This window comes from Streptomyces sp. NBC_00775 (assembly GCF_036347135.1).
GTDB classification, from domain to species: Bacteria; Actinomycetota; Actinomycetes; order Streptomycetales; family Streptomycetaceae; genus Streptomyces; species Streptomyces lutosisoli.
The window spans coordinates 6,079,216-6,101,467 of the sequence record NZ_CP108938.1 but is presented as its reverse complement, the minus strand read 5'-3'; the positions used below and the strand labels follow the sequence as shown (position 1 = coordinate 6,101,467).

The 22,252-nt window shown below is 70.9% G+C and carries 22 protein-coding genes and 1 pseudogene; 8 read left to right on the top strand and 15 right to left on the bottom strand.

Features of this window, described 5'->3' with window-relative positions; all coding sequences use genetic code 11:
* Window positions 1-30 precede the first annotated feature (30 nt).
* Window positions 31-123: pseudogene (locus OIC96_RS49930) on the top strand (helix-turn-helix transcriptional regulator); the annotation flags it as partial.
* A gap of 12 nt (window positions 124-135) precedes the next feature.
* Here the strand turns inward: OIC96_RS49930 and OIC96_RS27305 are convergent.
* On the bottom strand, window positions 136-486 hold the full coding sequence (locus OIC96_RS27305; protein ID WP_330305315.1) for a hypothetical protein: 351 nt from the start codon (window positions 484-486) through the stop codon (window positions 136-138).
* 162 nt (window positions 487-648) lie between these two features.
* Here OIC96_RS27305 and OIC96_RS27300 point away from each other — a divergent pair, with 162 nt between their 5' ends.
* Window positions 649-1,140 carry a cupin domain-containing protein gene (locus tag OIC96_RS27300; protein ID WP_327429542.1) on the top strand — a complete coding sequence of 164 codons (492 nt, stop codon included), beginning with the start codon at window positions 649-651 and terminating at the stop codon, window positions 1,138-1,140.
* Window positions 1,141-1,163: 23 nt separating this feature from the next.
* Here OIC96_RS27300 and OIC96_RS27295 read toward each other — a convergent pair whose 3' ends face one another.
* The 4 genes from OIC96_RS27295 to OIC96_RS27280 form a co-directional block, all read right to left on the bottom strand.
* Complete coding sequence (locus tag OIC96_RS27295) at window positions 1,164-1,907, bottom strand: TetR/AcrR family transcriptional regulator (protein ID WP_330305316.1); 744 nt, start codon at window positions 1,905-1,907, stop codon at window positions 1,164-1,166.
* Between the two features lie 8 nt (window positions 1,908-1,915).
* Window positions 1,916-2,824 (bottom strand): SDR family NAD(P)-dependent oxidoreductase, encoded by a 909-nt coding sequence (locus OIC96_RS27290; protein ID WP_330305317.1) that lies wholly within the window; start codon window positions 2,822-2,824, stop codon window positions 1,916-1,918.
* A gap of 89 nt (window positions 2,825-2,913) precedes the next feature.
* Window positions 2,914-3,720 carry an SDR family oxidoreductase gene (locus OIC96_RS27285; protein ID WP_330305318.1) on the bottom strand — a complete coding sequence of 269 codons (807 nt, stop codon included), beginning with the start codon at window positions 3,718-3,720 and terminating at the stop codon, window positions 2,914-2,916.
* 101 nt (window positions 3,721-3,821) lie between these two features.
* Window positions 3,822-4,718 (bottom strand): LysR family transcriptional regulator, encoded by an 897-nt coding sequence (locus OIC96_RS27280; protein ID WP_330310158.1) that lies wholly within the window; start codon window positions 4,716-4,718, stop codon window positions 3,822-3,824.
* Window positions 4,719-4,796: 78 nt separating this feature from the next.
* Between OIC96_RS27280 and OIC96_RS27275 the strand changes: the two genes are divergently transcribed.
* Both OIC96_RS27275 and OIC96_RS27270 read left to right on the top strand, forming a co-directional pair.
* A complete protein-coding gene (locus OIC96_RS27275; protein ID WP_406501737.1) occupies window positions 4,797-5,729 on the top strand; it encodes an EamA family transporter in 933 nt (310 codons plus the stop codon).
* On the top strand, window positions 5,726-6,430 hold the full coding sequence (locus OIC96_RS27270; RefSeq protein ID WP_330305320.1) for an NAD(P)-dependent oxidoreductase: 705 nt from the start codon (window positions 5,726-5,728) through the stop codon (window positions 6,428-6,430). The genes OIC96_RS27275 and OIC96_RS27270 overlap by 4 nt, the downstream gene beginning before the upstream one ends.
* Before the next feature lie 224 nt (window positions 6,431-6,654).
* Here the strand turns inward: OIC96_RS27270 and OIC96_RS27265 are convergent, their stop codons facing one another.
* Window positions 6,655-7,122 carry an ArsI/CadI family heavy metal resistance metalloenzyme gene (locus OIC96_RS27265; RefSeq protein ID WP_330305321.1) on the bottom strand — a complete coding sequence of 156 codons (468 nt, stop codon included), beginning with the start codon at window positions 7,120-7,122 and terminating at the stop codon, window positions 6,655-6,657.
* A gap of 28 nt (window positions 7,123-7,150) precedes the next feature.
* Entirely contained in the window at window positions 7,151-8,533 is a 1,383-nt protein-coding gene (locus OIC96_RS27260; protein ID WP_330305322.1) for an NAD(P)-binding domain-containing protein, read from the bottom strand.
* Between the two features lie 152 nt (window positions 8,534-8,685).
* On the opposite strand from OIC96_RS27260, the gene OIC96_RS27255 reads away from it, so the two are divergent.
* The gene (locus OIC96_RS27255) at window positions 8,686-9,057 is read left to right on the top strand and encodes an ArsR/SmtB family transcription factor (RefSeq protein WP_330305323.1); all 372 of its coding nucleotides are present in this window, start codon (window positions 8,686-8,688) and stop codon (window positions 9,055-9,057) included.
* A 111-nt stretch (window positions 9,058-9,168) separates the two neighbouring features.
* On the opposite strand, the gene OIC96_RS27250 is transcribed toward OIC96_RS27255, so the two are convergent.
* Together OIC96_RS27250 and OIC96_RS27245 are read right to left on the bottom strand one after the other, a co-directional pair.
* A complete protein-coding gene (locus tag OIC96_RS27250; protein WP_330305324.1) occupies window positions 9,169-9,978 on the bottom strand; it encodes an MIP/aquaporin family protein in 810 nt (269 codons plus the stop codon).
* Window positions 9,979-10,015: 37 nt separating this feature from the next.
* Window positions 10,016-10,330 carry an ArsR/SmtB family transcription factor gene (locus OIC96_RS27245; protein WP_330305325.1) on the bottom strand — a complete coding sequence of 105 codons (315 nt, stop codon included), beginning with the start codon at window positions 10,328-10,330 and terminating at the stop codon, window positions 10,016-10,018.
* Between the two features lie 72 nt (window positions 10,331-10,402).
* Here OIC96_RS27245 and OIC96_RS27240 point away from each other — a divergent pair, with 72 nt between their 5' ends.
* Both OIC96_RS27240 and OIC96_RS27235 read left to right on the top strand, forming a co-directional pair.
* Entirely contained in the window at window positions 10,403-10,822 is a 420-nt protein-coding gene (locus OIC96_RS27240) for an arsenate reductase ArsC (protein WP_330305326.1), read from the top strand.
* A 155-nt stretch (window positions 10,823-10,977) separates the two neighbouring features.
* The gene (locus tag OIC96_RS27235; RefSeq protein WP_330305327.1) at window positions 10,978-11,373 is read left to right on the top strand and encodes a nitroreductase/quinone reductase family protein; all 396 of its coding nucleotides are present in this window, start codon (window positions 10,978-10,980) and stop codon (window positions 11,371-11,373) included.
* A gap of 6 nt (window positions 11,374-11,379) precedes the next feature.
* On the opposite strand, the gene OIC96_RS27230 is transcribed toward OIC96_RS27235, so the two are convergent.
* The 6 genes from OIC96_RS27230 to OIC96_RS27205 form a co-directional block, all read right to left on the bottom strand.
* A complete protein-coding gene (locus OIC96_RS27230; protein WP_330305328.1) occupies window positions 11,380-12,831 on the bottom strand; it encodes an aldehyde dehydrogenase family protein in 1,452 nt (483 codons plus the stop codon).
* Window positions 12,828-14,558: an N-acyl-D-amino-acid deacylase family protein gene (locus OIC96_RS27225; protein ID WP_330305329.1), complete on the bottom strand. Its 1,731-nt coding sequence runs from the start codon at window positions 14,556-14,558 to the stop codon at window positions 12,828-12,830. The genes OIC96_RS27230 and OIC96_RS27225 overlap by 4 nt, the downstream gene beginning before the upstream one ends.
* A gap of 22 nt (window positions 14,559-14,580) precedes the next feature.
* Window positions 14,581-15,699 carry an LLM class flavin-dependent oxidoreductase gene (locus OIC96_RS27220; protein WP_330305330.1) on the bottom strand — a complete coding sequence of 373 codons (1,119 nt, stop codon included), beginning with the start codon at window positions 15,697-15,699 and terminating at the stop codon, window positions 14,581-14,583.
* A 98-nt stretch (window positions 15,700-15,797) separates the two neighbouring features.
* The gene (locus tag OIC96_RS27215; RefSeq protein ID WP_330305331.1) at window positions 15,798-16,583 is read right to left on the bottom strand and encodes an SDR family NAD(P)-dependent oxidoreductase; all 786 of its coding nucleotides are present in this window, start codon (window positions 16,581-16,583) and stop codon (window positions 15,798-15,800) included.
* A 20-nt stretch (window positions 16,584-16,603) separates the two neighbouring features.
* Window positions 16,604-17,545, bottom strand: a complete 942-nt coding sequence (locus tag OIC96_RS27210; protein WP_330305332.1) for an LLM class F420-dependent oxidoreductase — start codon at window positions 17,543-17,545, stop codon at window positions 16,604-16,606.
* Between the two features lie 125 nt (window positions 17,546-17,670).
* Complete coding sequence (locus tag OIC96_RS27205; protein WP_330305333.1) at window positions 17,671-18,915, bottom strand: amidohydrolase family protein; 1,245 nt, start codon at window positions 18,913-18,915, stop codon at window positions 17,671-17,673.
* Window positions 18,916-19,191: 276 nt separating this feature from the next.
* On the opposite strand from OIC96_RS27205, the gene OIC96_RS27200 reads away from it, so the two are divergent.
* Window positions 19,192-22,149, top strand: coding sequence for an AfsR/SARP family transcriptional regulator (locus OIC96_RS27200; protein ID WP_330305334.1), 2,958 nt, complete (start codon window positions 19,192-19,194; stop codon window positions 22,147-22,149).
* The last annotated feature ends 103 nt before the right edge of the window (window positions 22,150-22,252 follow it).

The following is a 22,252-nucleotide window of genomic DNA, read 5'->3' as shown; positions in this document are numbered from 1 at the left end:
GACGACGGCTCGGTGGCCTGATCCCGCACCATCCACGCCATAGCCCCACGCTGGGGCTTCCGCCGTCCCGCGGACTTCACCCGCTCCTTCCGCTCCGCGTACGGGAGGCCGCCGCCCAGCTGACGAGGCCCGCGCTCACTGGCCGAGGACCAGCATCGCCACCAGGAGCACCACCAGCACCCCCAGCCCGACCCCGCCCACTCGTGCGCCGCCCTTGGGGACGAAGATGCCGACGACCGTCCCCAAGGTGACGAACGGCACCGCGTACCGCGCGACGGCGAACAGCGCGTCGCCGAACTGCGGGGTACGGACGCCGTCCTGGCAGCCGTCGCACGCGATGGCGACCAGCGGCCCGAAGATCCCGACCAAGCCTCCGGTGAACAGCACGAGCAGCGCGAGGACGGTCAGCCCGGCCCAATCGGCGGCGGTGCGGCGGGGTTCGGCGTCGAGGTCGGCGGTGTCCAAGGTGCTGGCGGTGTTCTCCATGAGCCGGACGTTACGGAGGCCGGTGACGGGGCGGCATCCGCGTTCGTACTCAAGCCCGCGCGCGCCTATGGCCTGAGTACGCGGCGATACCCCGAAATCATCGCCGGGCCGCCCAGCAGCAGCGCATGACTCCCCGGACAGTCTCTGGGCCACAATGCGCCCATGACCGATCACCAGGCCCGAACTCCCGTCCGTGCGCTGCTACGTGGTCCCCAGGACGGTGAACTCATAGACGTCGCCGGTGTCGCGCACTTTTTCCGGCTCACCGGCGAGCACACGGGCGGGCACTTCGCCTTCGAGGAGTTCAGCCTCGCCCCGGGCACCATCGGTGCCAGACCACACGTGCACGACGGACACGACGAGTACTTCTACGTTCTTGAGGGCGAGTTGACGCTCCACACAGGAGACGGCGAGGTGACGGCCGGGCCCGGACATCTGCTCGCTGCCACCCGCGGCACCCCGCACGGCTTCCGCAATGCGGGCCCGGTCCCCGCCCGCGCCCTGTGCCTCTACACCCCCGCCGGCTACGAGAACTACTTCCGCGAGGTCCACGCCGCCGTGAGCGCCGGGGCCGAGGCGACCGACGAGCTGCTGGCCGAATTCCGCAGCCGTCACCGGACCAGGTCCCATCAGGTTCCCTCCGACAGCCCCTGACCCGACCCGGCGTGCCCCATCCCTCAGTCCCGTGACGTGTTGGAGAGCCGGTCCAGCCACTCGGTCAGCAGGCCCGTTTCGGCGGGCGTGAAGGCCGGGCTCGGGGACGTACGGATCATCGCGCCCAGACGGGCCGCCGTGGCCGGGACCTCCACCTCGTCACCGTCGGCCGTCGCGAGGTCGGGGCCGGAGCCGGTCACGTCCGGTGTGAAGACCGCCGCGTGCACCGCGTCCCGTACGCGCCGCGACACCGTCCTGTCGGTGAACGTCGCCGGACGGGAGACCAGCATCAGCGCGACGCCGACGTTGGCGGACATGATGATCTGGGCGGCGAGTTCGGGGGCGAGGCGCAACTTGCCCTGTTCGGCGGCCCGTTGGAGGTCGTACGTGAGGATCTGGTGGGATTCCAGGGCCGCGGCGGGCGGGGTGCGCATGGCCGGGGAGTTCATGAGGCGGTAGAGGTTCGGGTTCTGGAGGGCGAACTCGGTGTGGGTGTCCCAGCCCTCGCGCAGGTCCTGGACCGGGTCCGTGCCGGGGGCGCGGTCGCGCTTGGTCGCCAGGTACTTCTCCCAGCCACTGTCGACGACCGCCGACAGCAGGCCCTCCTTGTCCCCGAAGTGGCGGTAGAGCGCCGGGGCGCCGACCCCGGCGGCCTCGCACACCGCCCGGGTCGAGACATCCCCGTTCGGGGATTCCGCGACCAGGGCGGCCGCCACTTCGAGAATGCGCGCTTTCGTACTCACGGTAGCGACGCTACCCGAGGTCATACGGCTGGTCATACGGCCGTCTCGTGCGGGGCGAGGAGGTCGTCGAGGCCGATGCGCGTGAGGAACTCGGCACGGATGCGGTCCGCTACGCGGCTGACCTCCTCCGAGCCGTCGTTCGCGGGGTCGACATGGACCCGGAACGGCCGCTCACCGTGCGGGGTGTCGACGACCTCGACGATCGCGTCGGCGACGAGCGACACGTCCGCGTCGGCCGGCGCGAGGGCGGCCAGGCGCTCGGCGACCTGGTCCATCAGGCCCGCGTAGCGCTCCTCGTACGCCGGAATCACCGTCTGCTCGGAGGGGTGGCCGCCCGTGGCGAAGTGATTCGTACCGGAGGTGAAGGCGCCCGGCACCACGATGGTCGTCTCGATGTCGAAGCGGGCCAGCTCGGCGGCGTACGACACGGCGAGCGCGTCCATCGCGGCCTTGGCGGCGAAGTACGGCGCCAGGTAGGGCGGGGTGCCGCCCCTGCTGGACGTGGAGCCGACCCACAGGACGAGGCCGTGCCGCTGGGCGCGCAGGTGCGGCAGCGCGGCCCGGTTGACTCGCTGGGTGCCGAGCACGTTCGTGTCGTACACCGCGGCCAGCTCCTCGGGCGTGAAGGCCTCGGTCGGGCCGGTCACCATGTGGCCCGCGTTGTGGACGACGACGTCCAGGCGGCCCGCCTCCGCGAGGATCGTGGCGACGGCGGCGTCGGCCGACTCCTGGGAGAGGACGTCCAGCTCGACCGTACGCAGATCCACCTGGTGCTCGGCGGCGTACGCCTCGGCCTCGGCGACCCGGCCCGCGTTGCGACCGGCGGTGTCGCGCATCGCGGCGTAGACCGTGTGCCCGGCGCGGGCGAGTGCGCGGGCGGCCAGGGCGCCGAAACCCGAACCGGCGCCGGTGATGACGATCGTCTTGCCCGTGACAGGCATGGCGGAACTCCTTGAAGTGGAGAAGGGGAGAAGGGCAGAAGAGGAGAAGGGGAGAAGGGGAGAAGGGGACGGGCGCTGCCCCGCGGGTCTTACGCGATCCCGCCGTTGGCCCGGACCACCTGGCCGTTGACCCAGCGGCCGGCCGGTCCCGCGAGGAAGGCGACGACCCCGGCGATGTCCTCAGGGGTGCCAAGGCGCTCCAGCGGCGGCTGGGCGGCCATCCGCGCGATGGTCTCCTCGTCCTTGCCGTCCAGGAACAGGGCGGTGGCGGTCGGCCCGGGGGCCACCGCGTTGACGGTGATGTCCCGGCCGCGCATCTCGCGGGCCAGGATCAGGGTCATGGCCTCGACGGCGCCCTTGGTGGCGGCGTACGCGCTGTAGCCGGGGATCGCGAGGGCCAGCACGGAGCTGGAGAAGTTGATGATCGCGCCGCCCGCGCGCAGCCGGCGCGCGGCCTGCTGGTCGACGACGAACGTGCCGCGGATGTTGGTGCGGTGCATCCGGTCGAGGGCGTCGAGGTCGAGGTCGACGAGCGGGGCCAGGGTCATGACGCCCGCCGCGTGCACGACGACGTCGACTCCGCCGTACGTGGCCTCGGCGGCGTCGTAGAGGGCCGCCACCTCGGTCTCGTCGGCCACGTCGGCACGGAAGGCGATGGCCTGTCCGCCGGTCTCGGTGATCGCGGCGACGGCCTTGTCGGCCTCGGCCTCGTTGCCCGCGTAGTTCACGACGACGGCGTACCCCTCGGCGGCCAGGCGCTCGGCGGTCTCGCGGCCGATGCCACGGGAACCTCCGGTGACGATCGCGACGCGGGGGGAAGCGTTGCTAACAGTGGAGACGGTGGGGGTGGAGGTGGAGGTGGAGGTGGAGGTGGGGATGCCGGTCTGCTCGCTCATGGCGTTGCTCCTTGTCGCGGCTGGGGTAGCGATGTTTCGCTCCCGACAGAAACAACGCTAACACTCTGACGTTAGCGACGCTACCCCCTGCCGTAGCATCGCTACGTTGTCGATGGCCGTCCGACCCCGAGGACGTCGAGCATCGCCCGGGTGGCCGGGCTCGGGTTGAACCGGCTCCACGCCAGGTACTCGATGCGGTGCGGTCCGTCGGCCACCGGGACCAGCGCCAGTGCGGGGTCGTCGGCGGCCAGTGGCCGGATGAACGCCGACGGCAGCAGCGCGACGCCGAGCCCGCGCGCGATCAGCCGGGTGATCAGCTCGACGACGCCGGCCTCGTACGCGACGTCGCGGACCAGTCCCGCGGCGGCGAACGCCTGGTCGGACTGAGCCCGGGCGGGCGTCCCGGCCACGAAGTCCACGAACGTCTCCCCGGCGATATCGTGCAGCGCGACCCGGGAAGCACCCGCGAGCCGGTGCCCGGCCGGCACCACCAGTACGTGCTCGTCGTGATCGAGAACAACGGTCTCCACACCGGACGGCGGTTCGCCCTCCGGCAGGCCGAGGAACGCGATGTCCAGATCGCCGTTCCGGATCGCCGCCGCCAGTTCGTCGCTGCGTCCGGAACGGAGGGCGACGCGGACGTCCGGGTGCCGGGCGCGGTACCGCTGCAGCAGCTCGGGTACGTCGACGGCGGCCGTGGTCACGATCACGCCGACCGCGAGCCGGCCACGCACCACGCCGGTCGCGGCGGCGGCATCGGCCACGGCACGGTCGGCGGCGGCCAGGCACTCGCGGGCGCCGACGAGAAACGCCGCTCCCGCGCTGGTCAGCTCGACGCGGCGGCTGGACCGGGCGAACAGCTTGACCCCGAGCTCCCGTTCCAGGCTCGCGATGCGGTGGCTGAGGGACGACTGCACCACGGAACAGCGCTCCGCCGCGCGCGTGAAGTTGCGGGTTTCGGCGACGGCCACGACGTATCGCATCTGCTGGAGATCCACACAGCGATCGTTCTTGTTCATAGCTGGCATGGCAAGCATGTGTTGGATTCATGACGCGCTGTGCTGAGACTTCCTCACATGCATTCCTCGACCGAGCGATCACCGGACCGGCCACGGACCTCGTCCATGACCGCGTCCATGACCTCGTCCACACAGCGGGCGGCGACCGTCGCGCTGACCGCACTCGCTCCCGCGTCCTGGGGCACCACGTACGTCGTCACCACGGAACTGCTGCCGCCCGGGCATCCACTGTTCGCCGGGCTGATGCGCGCCCTGCCCGCCGGGCTGCTCGCGCTGGCGCTCACCCGGGTGCTCCCGCGCGGGGACTGGTGGTGGAAGGCCGCCGTCCTCGGCGTGCTCAACATCGGCGGGATGCCCCTGTTGTTCCTGGCGGCCGAGCGACTCCCCGGCGGTGTCGCCGCCACCCTCGGCGCCGCCCAGCCCCTGCTGGTCGCGGGCCTGGCCGTCGCGGTGCTCCACGACCGGCCGACGGCCTGGCGACTGACCTGGGGCGTGATCGGTGTGATCGGCGTCGGACTCGTCGTGCTCGGTCCGGGGGCCCGGCTGGACGCCGTCGGAGTACTCGCCGGCCTCGGCCATACGGCCACCATGGCCGGCGGGGTGGTCCTCACCAAGCGCTGGGGCCGTCCGGCGGGGGTCGGTCCACTGACCCTGGCCGGCTGGCAACTGACGGTCGGCGGGCTGCTGTTGCTGCCGCTCACCCTCGCGATCGAGGGGGTGCCGCAGCGGATCGACGCCGGAGCGGTCGGCGGCTACCTGTGGCTCGGCAGCATGGGCGGGCTGATCGCGTACACGCTGTGGTTCCGCGGGATCGGAAAGCTGCCGGTGGGTGCGTCCGCACCGCTGGTGCTGCTGTCCCCGCTGGTCGCGACCGTCATCGGCCTCGCGCTGGGCGAGTCGCTGAGCCTGCCGCAGACCCTTGGTTTCGTCCTCGCCCTGGCCGCCTTGCTCGCCGCCCAGCTCAACCCCCCGAACAGGAGAATTCGATGAAGTCAGGTATGACGATCGCCGTGGTCGGCGCCACCGGGATGGTCGGCAGCCGGGTGATCACCGAGGCCCGTGCACGCGGACACCAGGTGCTCGCCCTGTCCCGGAAGCCTGCGAGTGAGGACCCGAACGTGACACCGATCGCGGTCGATGCGAACGACTCGTACGCCGTCCGCGAGGCGCTTGCGGGCTCCGGCTCGAACGGCGCGTCGAACGGTGCCTCCCACCGCGCCGCGGACGCCGTCGTGCTGAGCGTGCGGACCCTTCCGGTCGACCAGGAGTTCCTGGTCGGCGCTACCCGTACGGTGCTTGACGCCGCCGCACAGCTCGGGATCCGCGTCCTCGTGGTCGGCGGCGCCGGCGCCTTGCGCAGCCCCGACGACCCTGATCTGCTGGTCGCCGACAACCCCGCGTACGTGCCCGCCGAGTGGAAGACGGTCGCCGCTGCCGGGATAGCTCAGCTGCGGGCCTGCCAGGCCCACGCCGGTGCCGACTGGGTCTACCTGAGCCCGCCGGCCCTGCTCGAACCCGGTGACCGAACCGGCCGCTATCGGCGCGGCACCGACACCTTGCTCGCCGGCGCCGACGGGCAGTCATGGATCAGCGCCGAGGACCTGGCCGTCGCCGTGGTCGACGAACTCGACGCTCCTGGCCCCGAACGCCTCATCACGGTCGCCCACCGCGACGAACACCCGTCGGCGTGAGCCGGTCGACGGGCGGGTCGCCCAGTGCCCGGCCTCGAACCGGGCATGGGCGGCGGCACCGGCACGAACGAGCGTGGTGTTGAGGATCGCCTGGGTGTCGGGCCGCGGCTGGGTTTCGGCTCCCAGGCTCTCCCACGTCGTGGCCGCCGTACGCGGCGCGAGGCCGTGACCGGTCCCCCGTCCCGGTCACGGCCTCGCTGGTGTGGAGGCGGGTCATCCGCGGATCAGCAGCAGCCGCCCGCGGCGGACGGTTCCTTCGCGTCGAGGCCGGCGTCGGCTGAGCCGGTGCAGCAGGTGCTGCCCTGCTGTTTGGCCAGGGCGCCGGCGTCCGCCTTGACGACGTACACCTCCCAGGGCTCCTGGCCGGGGCCGTGGACCCAGACCTTGTCCTGGAGGGCGTAGCAACAGGTGGTGTCGTTCTCCTCGGCCGTGGCCAGGCCCGCCTCTCCCAGGCGGGTGGTGGCGGCGTGGACGGCCTCGGTGCTCTCGACCTCGACGCCGAGGTGGTCCATGCGCGTTGCCTCGCCTGCGGCGCCTTCGATCAGGACGAGCTTGAGCGGGGGCTCGGCGATGGCGAAGTTCGCGTAGCCGTCTCGGAGTTTGGCGGGCTCGGTACCGAAGAGCTTGGTGTAGAAGGCGATGGACGCGGCGAGGTCGGGGACGCGGAGGGCGAGCTGTACACGGGACGACATGGCGAACCTCCTTGTGCGGGTGGGGAGTTCAGCAGCCGCCGGACGTGGTGGCCGGGGCGCTGATGCCGATCTGAAGGGTGGCCGGGGCGGCGCAGCAGCCGCCGTCGGACTGTCCGGCGTTCTCCGGCTCGTCGAACAGGCCCGCGCCGCCGCAGACCCCGGTCTCGGGGAGGGTGAGTTCGACGCGCTCGGCTGCCTCCTGGTCGCCCGCGAGCGCGGCGGCGATGGAGCGGACCTGCTCGTAGCCGGTCATGGCGAGGAACGTGGGCGCGCGGCCGTAGGACTTCATACCGGCCAGGTACACGCCCTGTTCCGGGTGGGAGAGCTCGTTCACGCCGTGCGGATAGACCGTGCCGCAGGAGTGCACGTTCGGGTCGATCAGCGGGGCGAGCGCGGTCGGGGCCTGGAGGCGCTCGTCGAGACCGAGGCGGATCTCGGAGAGGAAGGAGAGGTCCGGGCGGAAGCCGGTCAGGACGACGACCTCGTCGACCGGGTCGAGGCGCCGGCCGTCCTCCGCCACGAGGACGAGCTGGTCACCGTCTCGGTCCACAGCCTGTGTACGGAATCCCGTGACCGCGCTCGCGTGGCCGGCCTCGACGGCGGCCTTGGCGCGCAGGCCCAGGGCGCCGCGGGCCGGGAGCTGGTCGGCTTCGCCGCCGCCGTAGGTGTTCGCGCCGATGCCCCGGCGCAGGATCCACACCGCGTGCGTCCCGTTCCCCTCCTCCTTCGCCAGGTCGGCGAGGTACGCGAGAGCGGTGAAGGCGGAGGCTCCGGAGCCGACGACGGCGGTCCGCCTGCCCGCGTAACGGGCGCGTACGGACGGGTCGTTGAGATCCGGGACACGGTAGGCGATGCGGCCGGCCGCCGTCTTCTCGCCGAGGGCGGGCAGGCCGTTCGCCCCGACGGGGCTGGGGGTGGACCAGGTGCCGGAAGCGTCGATGACCGCGCGGGAGGTGATCCGTTCCTCGCGGCCGTCGGCCCACTGGACGTGCACCGTGAAGGGCTGCTCGGCGCGGCCCGAGTCGACGATGCGGTCGCGGCCGGCGCGGGCGACGCCGGTCACCGTGGCGCCGTAACGGACCTTGCCCCCGAGGGCGTCGGCGAGCGGCTGGAGGTAGCGCTCGGCCCAGTCGCCGCCGGTCGGGTAGACCGAGGCGTCGGGGCGGACCCAGCCCGTCGGGGCGAGGAGCTTCTCGGCGGCGGGGTCGACGACCTCGCCCCAGGTCGAGAACAGCCGCACGTGCGACCACTCGCGCACGGCGCTTCCCGCGACCGGGCCGGTTTCCAGGACCAGGGGTTCCAGGCCGCGCTCGACGAGGTGGGCGGCGGCGGCCAGACCGATGGGGCCGGCTCCGATGACCACGACGGGCAGTTGGCCGGTGGTGGGCACGCTGTTGAGAGAGACAGCCACGAGGTTCCCCTTTGTTTCGACATCCGTCGATCTCTTGCATCCTCAGCGTCGCAGCTGTTTCGATAAGCGTCAACATAGACATTCATCTAATTCATGGGTTCCCGCTCACTGGTTCATCGGCTCACTGGTTCGACGTATGTCAACATAGATACATGTCGAATACGAGGGTGCTGCCGCTGCTGGAACCCGAGGCCCCCGGGGGCGTGGCGCCGTGCTGCCCTCCGCTCACGGAACGACCGCTGACCGCGGAGGAGGCGGAGCGGACGGCGCGGATGTTCAAAGCGCTGGGCGATCCGGTCCGGCTGCGACTGTTCTCGCTGGTCGCCTCGCACGAGGGCGGCGAGGCGTGCGTGTGCGACATCTCCGATGTCGGCGTTTCGCAGCCGACCGTCTCCCACCACCTGAAGAAGCTCAAGGAGGCCGGGCTGCTCACCTCCGAGCGGCGCGGCACCTGGGTCTACTACCGGGTGGAACCCTCGGTGGTTGCCGCGATGGGGCAGATGCTCGGCAACGCCATGAGCTGAGCCGGCCGCACGGAGAGCGGATGAGGCCGCTGGTCCTGCGCGCACCGATCGCGCGCGCCGTCTCGCGTGGCGAGCGGCCGCCGCCGACCACCACCACCCGCGAGGCGTGCGTCAGGCGGCGGGCTGCTCCTCGGCCGTTCGCTCCGGCATGAAGATCAGCGCCACCAGCGCCAGTCCGACCACGGCCCCGACGAGCTGCATACCGATGAACCCCGCGACCGAACCGGGCGCGATGCCCGCGAAGGAGTCGGTGAAAGCACGGCCGATCGTCACCGCCGGGTTGGCGAAGGACGTCGACGAGGTGAACCAGTACGCGGCGCCGATGTACGAGGCGACCGCAACGGGCGCGAAGCGCAGGCGGTCGGTGCGGGCCAGGCCGAAGATCAGCAGGATCAGCCCGGCGGTCGCGACGACCTCCCCGAGCAGCAGGTGCCCGGCGGAGCGGTCGTGGGTGGACCACTTCACCAGCGGCTCGCCGAACATCGCATCCGCCAGGATCGCTCCCGCGACAGCGCCGACGATCTGGGCGGGTACGTACACGGCCGCCTCGCGCAGGGTGACGCCTGCGCCGCCGCGCCGGGCCGTCCACCACTCGGCGAGGGTGACGGCCGGGTTGAAGTGCGCGCCGGAGACCGGGCCGAGCAGGGTGATGAGGACGCCGAGTCCGAAGACCGTGGCCATGGAGTTGGCGAGCAACTGCAGGCCGACGTCCTTGGTCAGTTCGGTGGCCTGGATGCCGGAGCCGACCACGACCGCGACGAGCGCCGCCGTGCCGACCAGCTCGGCCGCGGCCTTGGCGATCAGCGGGGGAGCCTGGGGCGGGGTGGCACCCGGGGCGAGGTGCGGCTCGGCGACGGGGGTTGTGGCGGACTCCCCGGCGCTGACGTGCTCGGTGGCCTCGGTCGCCTCGGTGGCGGTCAACAGGACTCCTCGTTACGGGGCGCCGCAGGGGCGGGGATCAGGGGCAGGACCGCTTGACGTTGTTCTCGGCGGTGGCGCGTGCGGTCTCCGCCAGGTCGGCGAACTGGCCCGCGAGGGATGCGATGACGTCGGGCTTCAGCCGGTAGTAGGTGAACCGGCCGCATGGCTCCGTGTCCACCACCCCGGCCTCCCGCAGCACCTTCAGATGGTTGGAGAGGTTGGTCTGTCTCGCCCCCGTCTCCTCGATCAGGTGGGTGCTGCAGAGCGTCTCCTTGGCCAGAAGGGTGACGATCCGGAGGCGGAGCGGGTCGGCCAGAACCCGCAACAGATCGGTGTCGACCGACGTCAGCATGGACTGATAGTTTCACATCACTCCTGGCTGATACCAGCCCAGGCTGATGATCCACTGGCGAAGGAAGAACCGATGTCCTCCAGCCCGCTCTCCTCCGTGCTGTTCGTCTGCGTCCACAACGCCGGGCGTTCGCAGATGGCTGCCGGATTCCTCTCCCACCTCGCGGGCGACCGGATCGAGGTCCGCTCCGCCGGCTCCGTCCCGGGCGACCAGGTCAACCCCTCCGCGGTCGAGGCGATGAAGGAGGTCGGCATCGACATCGCCGACGCCGAGCCGAAGATCCTGACCACCGAGGCCGTCCAGGCGTCCGACTACGTCATCACGATGGGCTGCGGCGACGCCTGCCCGATCTTCCCGGGCAAGAAGTACCTCGACTGGGCGCTGGAGGACCCGGCCGGCAAGGGCGTCGAGGCCGTCCGCCCGATCCGCGACGAGATCAGGACCCGCATCGAGGCGCTGATCGCCGAGATCGACGCCAAGCGGGAGGCGTGACCCCGTTACCGATTCCGGCATGCGCGAGGCCATCGTCATCGGCTCCGGGCACGACGGCACGGCATCGGCGTGACCTCGGCCCGGAGATCGGCCTGCTCGGCCGAACCCCCGCCGCCCCGATAGGCTCGCTGATACCCGAACCGGAAGAGCCCCCCATGTCGCGCTACAACGAGATCAAGCACCGGGCCGTCACGACGTTCCAGCGGCGGATCGGCAACCCGGTCGTCAAACGGCTGCCCTGGCAGACCCTCCTGGAGACCACCGGACGCAGCTCCGGGCTGCCGCGCCGGACACCGCTCGGCGGGCGGCGTGTCGGGGATACGTTCTGGCTCGTCTCGGAGTTCGGCGAGAAGTCCCACTACGTACGGAACATCATGGCCGACCCGAAGGTCCGGGTCCGCATCAACGGGCGCTGGCACCCAGGCATCGCCCATCCGCTCCCCGAGGACGACGCCCGCGCCCGCCTCAGGTCACTGCCCCGGATGAACAGCAGCGCCGTACGGGCACTCGGCACGAACCTGTTGACCGTGCGCGTCGACCTGACCGGCTGAGCGGCCTCACCCCGGCCACACGATCGCCTGCACCTCGCTGTACGCGTGCAGGGCGTACGACCCCACGTCCCTCCCCACCCCGCTCTTCTTGAAGCCCCCGAACGGCGCCTCCATGTTGCGGCCCACCGTGTTCACGCCCACCCCGCCGGCGCGCAGCCGGCGGGCGACGCGGAAGGCGCGGGCGACGTCGCCGGACCAGACGTAGTCGATCAGCCCGTAGTCGGAGTCGTTGGCGAGCGCGATGCCCTCCTCCTCGTCGTCGAAGGGGACGACCACGACGACCGGGCCGAAGATCTCCTCCCGGACCACGCGCATGTCCGGGGTGCAGTCGGCCAACAGGGTGGGGGCCACATAGAAGCCGCGGTCGAGAGCGGGACGTTCGCCACCCGTGACCACCCGCGCGCCCTCCTTCCGGCCGAGGTCGACGTACGACTCGACCCGGTCCCGGTGTGCCGCCGAGATGACCGGCCCGACGACCGTGCCCGGCTCCCTCGGGTCCCCCACCTTCAAGTACCCGGCGTACGCGGCGAGTTGCTCGACCAGTCGGTCGTGCACGCCACGCTGCACCAGCACCCGGGTCGGCGCCGTGCAGATCTGCCCGCTGTAGAAGGAGAAGGTCGTGCCGATGCCCGACACCGCCGACTCCAGATCGGTGTCGTCGAAGACGACCGCCGCGCCCTTGCCGCCCAGCTCCATCAGCTGCCGCTTCATCCCGCGCCCGCACACCTCGGCGATGCGCTGCCCGACCGCCGTCGAGCCGGTGAAGCTGACCATGTCGACGTCCGGGGAGTCGACGGCGGCCTCACCCACCTCCGGACGGGCACCGCTGACCACGTTCACGACACCCGGCGGCGCGCCCGCCGCCTCCAGCGCGTCCGCCATGCGGTACACCGACAGCGGGTCCTGCGGGGCCGGCTTCACGACCACCGTGTTGCCCATCGCAAGGGCCGGGGCGATCTTGCCCGCCGGGTTGGCCCAGGGATTGTTGTACGAGGTGATGCAGGTGACGACGCCCACGGGCTGGCGTACGGCCACAGCGCCCATCACGGCAGCCTTGCCGAAGGGGCCGGCCTCGTTGATCTGCGGGGGCAGTGGCTGCTCGACGGGCTCGGTCTTCGCGTAGCGCCGGAAGCGGGCCATGCCCACGCCGACCTGCATGCCACGCGCCGTCGCCGTCGTGGCGCCGCTCTCGGCCTGGGCGAGTTCGGCGTACGGGACGAAGTTGCGCTGGATGATGTCCGCCGCGCGGGAGAGGACGGCGGCGCGTTCCTCGGCGGGTGTCCGCGACCACGCCGTGAAGGCCTCGCGGGCCGCGGCCGCGGCCGTGTGCACCTGATCCCGTGAGGCCTCCGGCGCCCGCCCGACGACACCCTCGGTCGCCGGGTCGGTCACCTCGTAGTACCCGTGGTCGGGCTCCACCCATGACCCGCCGATGAACAGCCGCTGTTCCTGGGTCACTTGGTGCTCACCGTCCGTGTGTCCCGCCCGGAGCGGAGCACCTTCCCGGGCACCGCGCCCGTCACCACATCACCGCGGATCGCCTCGATCCCGTTGACCCACACGGCCGTTATGCCGATCGCCCTGGAGTCGAGCCGCGGGCTGTCTCCCGGCAGGTCGTGCACCAGGGTGGCCTTTCCGGCGTCGATCCGTTCCGGGTCGAAAAGCACCAGGTCGGCATGGAAGCCCTCCACGATCCGTCCGCGCTCGCGCAGGCCGAAGAGCCGCGCCGGATCGTCCGTCAGCATCTTCACGGCCTGCTCCAGCGTGGTCAGCTTCCGCCCGCGCAGGCAGTCGCCGATGAAGCGGGTGGTGTACGGGGCTCCGCACATGCGGTCCAGATGGGCGCCCGCGTCGGAGCCGCCGAGCATGACGTCCTGGTGCTGCCAGGTCTCGGCGCGCAGGGCCCACGAGCCGGGGTCGTTGTCGGTGGGCATCGGCCACAGGACCGTACGCAGATCGTCGGCCGCGCAGATCTCGACCAGGCACTCGAAAGGTTCCTGGCCGCGCTCGGCCGCGATGTCGTTGACGACCCGCCCGGTCAGGCCCTCGTTCGCCGCGCTGTACGTGTCGCCGATGACGTACCGCCCGAAGTTGGCGAGCCGCCGGAAGACGCCGGCCTCCTTGGAGCCCGCCCGCCGCAGCATCTCGGCCCGGACGTCCGGGTCGCGCAGCCGGGCGATGCGCTCCGGCACGGGCAGGCCCAGCACCTCGCCCCAGCCGGGGATGAGGTTCAGTGCGCAGAAGGTGCCGAGCGACATGTTCATCGGTGTGAGGATCGGCATGGTGAGCGCGACGATGCGGCCGCCGGCCTTGCGGGCACGCTCGCTGGCCTCCAGCTGGCGGGGGACGCGTTCGGGGACGGCGGCGTCGATCGTCAGGACGTTCCAGTTCAGGGGCCTTCCCGCGGCGGCGCTCATCTCCACGAACAGGTCGATCTCGTCATCGCTGAACTGGTCGAGGCACCCGGCGACGATCGCCTCGATCTGGGTGCCCTCGTGCTCGCCCACCGCCTTCGACAGAGCCAGCAGCTCGGCGGGGGTCGCGTGCCGGGAGGCGACCGGCTTCCCGTCGCCGTCGGAGTGTGTGGACGACTGGGTGGTGGACAGGCCCCAGGCCCCCGCGTCCATCGCCTCGTGGAAGAGGGCGATCATGTCCGCGAGCTGGCCGGGAGTCGGCTGCCCGCCCACCGCGTCCGCGCCCATGACGTACCGCCGCAGCGCGCAATGCCCCACCATGAAGCCCGCGTTGACGGCGATCCGGCCCTCCAGCGCGTCCAGGTACTCGCCGAAGGAGCGCCAGCTCCAGGGCGCGCCCTCCTCCAGGGCGACCAGGGACATGCCCTCGACCTTGGACATCATCCGCCGTGTGTAGTCGGCGTCCTCCGGCCTGGCGGGGTTCAGTGGCGCGAGCGTGAAGCCGCAGTTGCCGCCCGCGACCGTCGTGACCCCGTGGTTCAGGGACGGGGTCGCGTACGGGTCCCAGAAGAGCTGGGCGTCGTAGTGGGTGTGGGGGTCGACGAAGCCGGGGGCGAGGACGAGCCCGTGCGCGTCCTCGGTCGCCCTCGCCTCCTCGGTGGTCATGCCGACGACGGCGATACGGCCGTCCCGTATCCCCACGTCGGCGGTGTACGCGGGCTCGCCCGTCCCGTCCACGACGGTCGCGCCCTTGATCAGGTGGTCGAGCATCGTGGCGCCCCTTTCGAAGGGATCAGGCGGACTGGCGGAACCGGGTCGTGCGGTGCACAGGATCCGTGTCGATCTTCGGAATGACGTGCTCGCCGATCATCCGGATCGTCTGGAGGGTCTCCTCCTTGGGGACTCCGACCGGCAGCCCGAAGCTCAGCTGGTCGGCGCCCGCCTGCTCCCAGCGCTTGCACTGGGTGAGCACCTCGTCGGGGTCGCCGCAGATCAACAGCTCCTCCTCGATGAGGAGTTCGACGAACTCGGCGTTGTACTCGGGGAGCGTCTCGGGCCAGACGGGGAAGCCCTCCGGGCGCGGGAAGGTGTCGTGGTAGCGGAAGACGAGGGAGGGCAGATAGTGCAGCCCGCCGCTCACCGCGATCCGGATCGCCTCGTCGTGCGTGGGCGCGCAGATCGCGGTGGTCGTCACCATCACGTTGTCGTTGACGAAGTCCCCGATGGGCTCGGCGTCGACGACCGCCGTCTTGTACTGCTCAAGGACCCACTCCATGTCGGAGACCTTCTGCACGCTGAAGCCGAGCACACCCAGCCCCTTGCGGGCGGCCATCGCGTACGAGGGCGGCGACCCGGCGGCGTACCACATCGCGGGGTGCGACTTCCCGTACGGCTTGGGGAGCACCTTGCGGGGCGGCAGCTGCCAGTGCTTGCCCTTGAACCCGACGTACTCATCCTGGAGCCACATCTTGGGGAACTCGGCGATGGTCTCTTCCCAGATCTCCTTGGTGTAGTTCATGTCGGTGATGCCGGGAAGGAAGCCGAGGATCTCGTGCGATCCCGCTCCGCGTCCGGACCCGAACTCGAAGCGGTTCTCGGTGAGATGGTCGAGCATGGCGACCTTCTCGGCGACCTTCACGGGGTGGTTGACCTGGGCGAGCGGGTTGAAGATGCCCGAGCCGAGGTGGATGCGGTCCGTCGCGTGCGCCAGATAGCCGAGGTAGACGTCATTGGCGGAGAGGTGCGAGTACTCCTCCAGGAAGTGGTGCTCGGACGCCCAGGCGTACTTGAAGCCGGACTTGTCCGCCTGGATGACGTACTCGGTCTCCTCCATCAGCGCCTTGTGCTCCGCGAGCGGATCGGTCTCGGCCCGCTTGCCCACGTATCCCTGTACAAAGAGCCCGAATTCCAAGGAGGTTCACCGTCCCCATCCAGTTACCTGACGCATCGTCAGATTCTTTGAGCCGACTGTTCCACCGTGCACATGGACCGTCAATAGCTGATGCATCGTCAGAGAACACTCACGCCTGCCAGCCATCCGCCGTCGATCACGAACGGCTGACCGGTGATGTACGAGGAGTCCTCGCCGGTCAGGAAGAGGGCGAGCCGGGCCACCTCCTCCGGCCTGCCGATCCGCCCGAGCGGCACGAGCTTGCGGTACAGCTCGTCGAGCGCCTCCGAGGCCGCCGCGCTGTCGGCGGGGTCGGCGTCCGGGTCGAGCTGGGCGGGGTTGCTCATGGCGGTGTCGACGGCGCCCGGGCAGACGGCGTTGACGCGGATCTTCTTGGCGGCCAGTTCGAGCGCGGCGACCCGGGTCAGCCCGACGATGGCGTGCTTGGTCGCGGAGTACGCCCCCACCCACGCCATCCCGGTGAGCCCCGCGTAGGAGGCGGTGTTCACTATGGTCCCGCCGCCCGCGGCCTCGATCTCGGGCGCGACGGTCTTGATCCCGAGGAACACGCCGACCTGGTTGACCTGCACGATCTGCTGGAACTCGTCGAGGGGCGTGGCGACCAGCTCGTTGAAGCGGAGGATGCCGGCGTTGTTGACGAGCCCGTCGATGCGCCCGTACGCGCTCTTCGCGGCGGCGACGGCCGTGTGCCAGTCGGCCTCCTGGCTCACGTCGAGATGGACGTACCGCGCGCCGATCTCCTTGGCCAGGGCCTCACCCTGGTCGTCGAGCACATCCGCGACGACGACGCCGGCACCCTCCGCCGCGAAGAGCCGCGCCTCCTGCTCGCCCTGCCCGCGCGCCGCACCGGTGATGAGAACGACGCGTCCGTCCAGCTTGCCCATGCCGTGACTCCCTAGGGGTCTCAGTCGAGGTGCGGCGCGACCTCCGCGCCGAACGCCTCTATCTGGTCGATGAGTTCGGTACGGCCCCGGCAGCGGAAGCGCACCTGTATCTGGTGCACACCCATCGCGCGGTACGCCCGCAGCGACTCGGCGAGCGCCTCGGGCGCCCCGTGCAGCGTGCGGCGCCCGACGTCCCAGCCGGGGGCACCGACGTACAGCGGCTCGGTGATGGCGCCGACGGTGACGGGGTCCTCGATCCCGGCCTCCGCGCGCAGCCGCTTCAGCCGGGCGATCTGCCCCGGCAGCCGGTCGCGCGGATCGCCCTGCGGCAGCCAGCCGTCCCCACGGAGCGCGGCCCGCCGCACAGCCGCGGGCGAGGACCCGCCGACCCAGACGGGCACCCGCTCCTGGGCGGGCCGGGGCCGCTGCCCGAGCCCCTCGAAGTCGTACAACTTCCCATGGTGTACGGGGAATTCGTCGACCCCGAGCGCGGCCCGCAGGGCATCGATGGTCTCGTCGAGGACGGTCCCCCGCCGCTCGAAGTCGGCCCCGACCGCCTCGAACTCCTCCTGTACGTGCCCGGCGCCGACCCCGAGGATCAGCCGTCCCTGACTGAGGTGATCGAGGGTCGCGTACTGCTTGGCCGTGACCAGCGGATGCCGCAGCCCGACGATCGCGACATGGCTGAGCAGCCGTACGCGCTCGGTCACGCCCGCGAGGTAGGAGAGGGTGGCGACGGGGTCGTACCAGATGGTGCTCATCGCTCCCGCGAGACGCCGCGGGATGGCGACGTGGTCGCAGCTCGCGAGGTAGGCGAAGCCGGAGCGGTCGGCGGCGCGGGCGATCTCGACGAGGTCGGCGGGACCGGCGTCGGTCTCCCACGGCTCGGCGTAGATGGTGCTCTGCGACTGGACGGGGAGCTGCATCCCGTACGCCAGTCGCCCTTCGGGCAGCACCTGCATGAGCACGCACCCCTATCCAACTATCTGACGATCCGTCATTTACTGGGCCTGGCAGCCATCGTCGTAGCTGACGGATCGTCAGACAAGGGGTGTGCGGAATGTCTGCGGGATGTGCGCGGGGTGCTTTACGGCACCCAGAGCCCGTCCACCGTGAGCCCCAGCAGCTCGATGGCGTTGCGCCGCACGATCCGGTCGACCACGTCCGCGGAGAGATGGCCCATCTGCGACTCGCCGACCTCCCTCGACTTGGGCCAGGTGGAGTCGGAGTGCGGGTAGTCGGTCTCGTAGAGGACGTTGCCGACGCCGATCGAGTCGAGGTTCCTGAGCCCGAAGGCGTCGTCGAAGAAGCAGCCGTAGACGTGCTCGGTGAAGAGTTCGGACGGCGGGCGGTGGACCTTGTCGGCGACGCCGCCCCAGCCGCGGTTCTCCTCCCACACCACATCCGCGCGCTCAAGGATGTAGGGGATCCAGCCGATCTGCCCTTCCGCGTACATCACCTTCAGGTTCGGGAAGCGCTCGAACTTGCCGCTCATCAGCCAGTCGACCATCGAGAAGCAGCAGTTGGCGAAGGTGATGGTGGAGCCGACGGCGGGCGGGGCGTCGGCGGAGGTCGACGGCATGCGGCTGGAGGAGCCGATGTGCATGGCGATGACCGTGCCGGTCTCGTCGCAGGCGGCGAGGAAGGGGTCCCAGTCGTCGGTGTGGACGGAGGGCAGCCCCAGGTGGGGCGGAATCTCGGAGAAGGCCACCGCGCGTACGCCACGGGCGGCATTGCGGCGTACTTCTTCCGCCGCAAGCGCGGGGTCCCACAGGGGGATGAGGGTGAGCGGAATGAGACGACCCCGGGCGGCCGGTCCGCACCACTCCTCCACCATCCAGTCGTTGTAGGCCCTGACCCCGAGAAGTGCCAGCTCACGGTCCTTGGCCTCGGTGAACGTCTGGCCGCAGAAGCGGGGGAAGGTGGGGAAGCAGAGGGCGGACTGCACGTGGTTGACGTCCATGTCGGCCAGGCGCTGGGGGACGTCGTACGAGCCCGGTCGCATCTGCCCGTACGTGATGACTTCGAGGCGTATCTCGTCCCGGTCGTATCCGACGGCGGTGTCGAGACGGGTGAGCGGCCGGTGCAGGTCTTCGTACACCCACCAGTCACCGATGGGGCCGTCGTCGCCGGGGCTGCCCATGACGGGCGCGAACTTTCCGCCCAGGAAGGTCATCTCCTTCAGTGGCGCGCGGACGATGCGGGGGCCGGTGTCCAGGTACTTCTTCGGGAGCCGGTCCTGCCAGACGTTCGGGGGCTCCACCGTGTGGTCGTCGACGGAGATGATCTTCGGGAAGGCCGGGCCGGCCGCGGGCGTCTCCATGGTCTCCATATGGCCCACGGTAGCGCTGATCTGACGACCCGTCAGCTACTCGCGGGCTACCCGTCCGCCACCCATTCGCCGTCCGTCCGCCATCGTCGGGCACCTGTCCGCTCCCTTGCCGGGCGTCCGGATTGGTCGAGTGTGTGCGGTTGTGTGGGGAGAGTGTGTGAGGACCTTGTGGTGTCCCGTCCGGCTGTCTGTGATCGCCGTCTCGCACGGCTGACGCATCCGCCATGAACAAGGCAAACTGGCCTCGTTGTACTGACGGTTCGGCAGGGGGCAGCGATGGACGGTGTGCCGCGAGTACCGGAGCAGTGGCGTCGCGAGGAATCGGCGGCGTTGCGCTTCAGCGTGCTCGGACCGGTGCGCGCCTGGCGTGACGAGGTTCCCCTGCCGGCGGGATCCCCGCAGCAACGCGCCCTGCTGGCCGCGCTGCTGCTCCGCGAGGGCCGCACGGCGACGGCCTCCGAGCTCATCGACGCGCTATGGGGCGACGAACCCCCGTCCCAGGCCCTGGCCGCCGTACGGACGTACGCCTCCCGGCTCCGCAAGACGCTGGGCCCCGAAGTCCTGGTCAGCGAGTCGGGCGGGTACGCGATCCGGTCCCTCGGCGAGGGCGCGCTGGACCTCGCCCGCGCCCAGGAACTGGCGGCCGAGGCCGAGAAGGCCCGCGCCTCCGGTGACCTCTGCCATGCCCGCGAGGTGCTGCGCGACGCCCTCGGCCTGTGGGACGGCGAGGTGCTGGCGAGCGTTCCCGGGCCGTACGCCGAGACACAGCGCGCCCGGTTGGAGGAGTGGCGGCTCCAACTGCTGGAGTGGCGGCTCGACATGGACCTGGAGCAGGGCTGCCACGCGGAGGCGGTCTCGGAGCTGACGGCCCTGACGGCGGCGCATCCGCTGCGGGAGCGGTTGCGCGAGCTGCTGATGCTGGCGCTGTACCGCAGCGGCCGGCAGGCGGAGGCCCTCGCGGTGTACGCGGACACGCGGCGCCTGCTCGCCGACGAGCTGGGTGTGGACCCGCGGGCGGGCCTGAAGGAACTCCAGCAGCGCATACTCCAGGCGGACCCGGCCCTCGCCGAACCGTCGGCCCCGGCCGCCGAACCCGCCGCCGCACCCGTCCGCCCCGCCCAACTGCCCGCCACGGTCACGGACTTCACCGGCCGGTCGTCCTTCGTGCAGGAACTGAGCGACGTCCTGGCCTCCGCTTCGAAGGACCAGGGCCGGGTCATGGCGGTTTCGGCGCTGGCGGGGATCGGCGGCGTGGGCAAGACGACCCTGGCCGTACACGTCGCCCACCAGGCGCGCGCCGCCTTCCCGGACGGCCAGCTGTACGTGGACCTTCAGGGCGCGGGTTCGAGAGCGGCGGAACCGGAAACGGTCCTGGGCGCCTTCCTGCGCGCCCTCGGCACGGCCGACTCCGCGATCCCCGACTCCCTGGAGGAACGCTCGGCCCTGTACCGCTCGGTCCTCGACGGCCGCCGGGTACTGGTACTGCTGGACAACGCCCGCGATGCCGCGCAAGTCCGTCCCCTGCTGCCCGGGATGGAGGGCTGCGCGGCGCTGGTCACCTCCCGGGTACGGATGGTGGACCTCGCGGGCGCCCATCTGGTGGACCTGGACGTCATGTCCCCCGAAGAGGCCCTCCAGCTCTTCACCAAGATCGTGGGCCAGGAGCGGGTCGCCTCCGAGCGGGAGGCCGCCCTGGACGTGGTCGCGGCGTGCGGCTTCCTGCCCCTCGCCATCCGCATCGCGGCGTCACGACTGGCCGCCCGGCGCACCTGGACGGTCTCGGTACTGGCGGCGAAGCTGGCGGACGAGCGACGGCGCCTGGACGAACTCCAGGCCGGGGACTTGGCGGTGAAGGCGACTTTCGAGCTGGGGTACGGGCAGCTGGAGCCGGCGCAGGCGCGCGCGTTCCGCCTCCTGGGCCTCGCCGACGGCCCGGACATCTCCGTGGCGGCCGCTGCGGCGGTGCTGGACCTTCCGCTCGAGGACACGGAAGACCTGCTGGAGTCCCTCGTCGACACGTCGCTCCTGGAGTCCGCGGCGCCCGGCCGCTACCGGTACCACGACCTCGTACGCCTCTACGCGCGTGCTTGCGCGGAGCGGGACGAGCAGCCGCCGAGTGAGCGGGAGGCGGCGATGTCGCGGTTGCTGGACTTTTATCTGGCTACGGCGGCGGGGGTTTATGCGATTGAGCGGCCGGGTGAGCGGGTGCTGGAGCACTTCGCGGGCACCGACTGGCCGGGGTTGTCCTTCCCCGACCGCGACCGGGCGTTGGAGTGGCTGTTCAGCGAGTCGAACTGCCTGCTCGCCTGCGCCCAGCAAGCGGCGACGGCCGGACTGCAGCGCAAGGCGGCCGACTTGCTGATGGCCGCGGTGGATCTGGGCGAGTCCGGAGCCAACGCACTCCAGTTCGCACAAGCCGCCACCGCTGTGAGCGACGCAGCCCAGCGCACCGGAGATCCTTGGGCGGAGGGACGGGCTCGTACGATGCTCTCCCACGTTCACAGCGTCTGTGGACGCTTCGCCGAGGCGGAAGAAGAGGGCGAGCGGGCCCTGCGACTCGGGCTCTCGGCAGACGATCCCGTGGCCTGCGGGCAGGCCCCGAATCAGCGGGGCATCATCGCGCTCTACGAGGGTCGCCATGCCGATGCGGAAGCCCATTTCGAGCGCGCACTGGACGCCTTCCGCACCGACGGCAACCAGCCGGGTGCCGCCGCTGCGCTGTGCAACCTCTCTCGTGTCCACCTCGCCACCGGTCGAACGGAGAGCGCCGTAACGCTCGCCGAGTCGGGGATCGAGATCTACGAGCAGGACGTCACGGGCCAGACCCTCCGTCTCGCCAACGGGAAATACGCCTTGGGCCTCGCGCTGACGAGTGCGGGAAAGACCGCGGAAGCACAGTCGGCGCTCCTGGCGGCACTGGACGTGTTCCACGACAGCAGACAACGTCTGTGGCACGGAATGACGTTGTTCCGACTCGCCGAGCTGCATCTTTCCGACCGCTCGCCGGCTCAGGCCGCCGCGCACGCCGAACAAGCCCTCGCGGTGCTGCGCGGGATCGGCGGCGAGTGGCGGCGCGCCAACGTGCTCACGGTCCTCGGCCGCGCACTGTCGTTGATCGGACACATCGATCGAGCTCAGGTGTGCTGGCGAGATTCTTTGCAGATCTTCGAGGACCTCGGCTCCCCGGAGGCCGACGAGGTGCGCTCCCTCATCAGTCCGGCCGCAGTCGCCTGACCTGGGCGCTTCGACCGTTCATCAATCGTTTATCGCGGACCGTCACTCTCATGTGTGCCGGTCCGTCGTGTCGGGGGGCAGACGGCTCGGTCCTCGGCCGCAC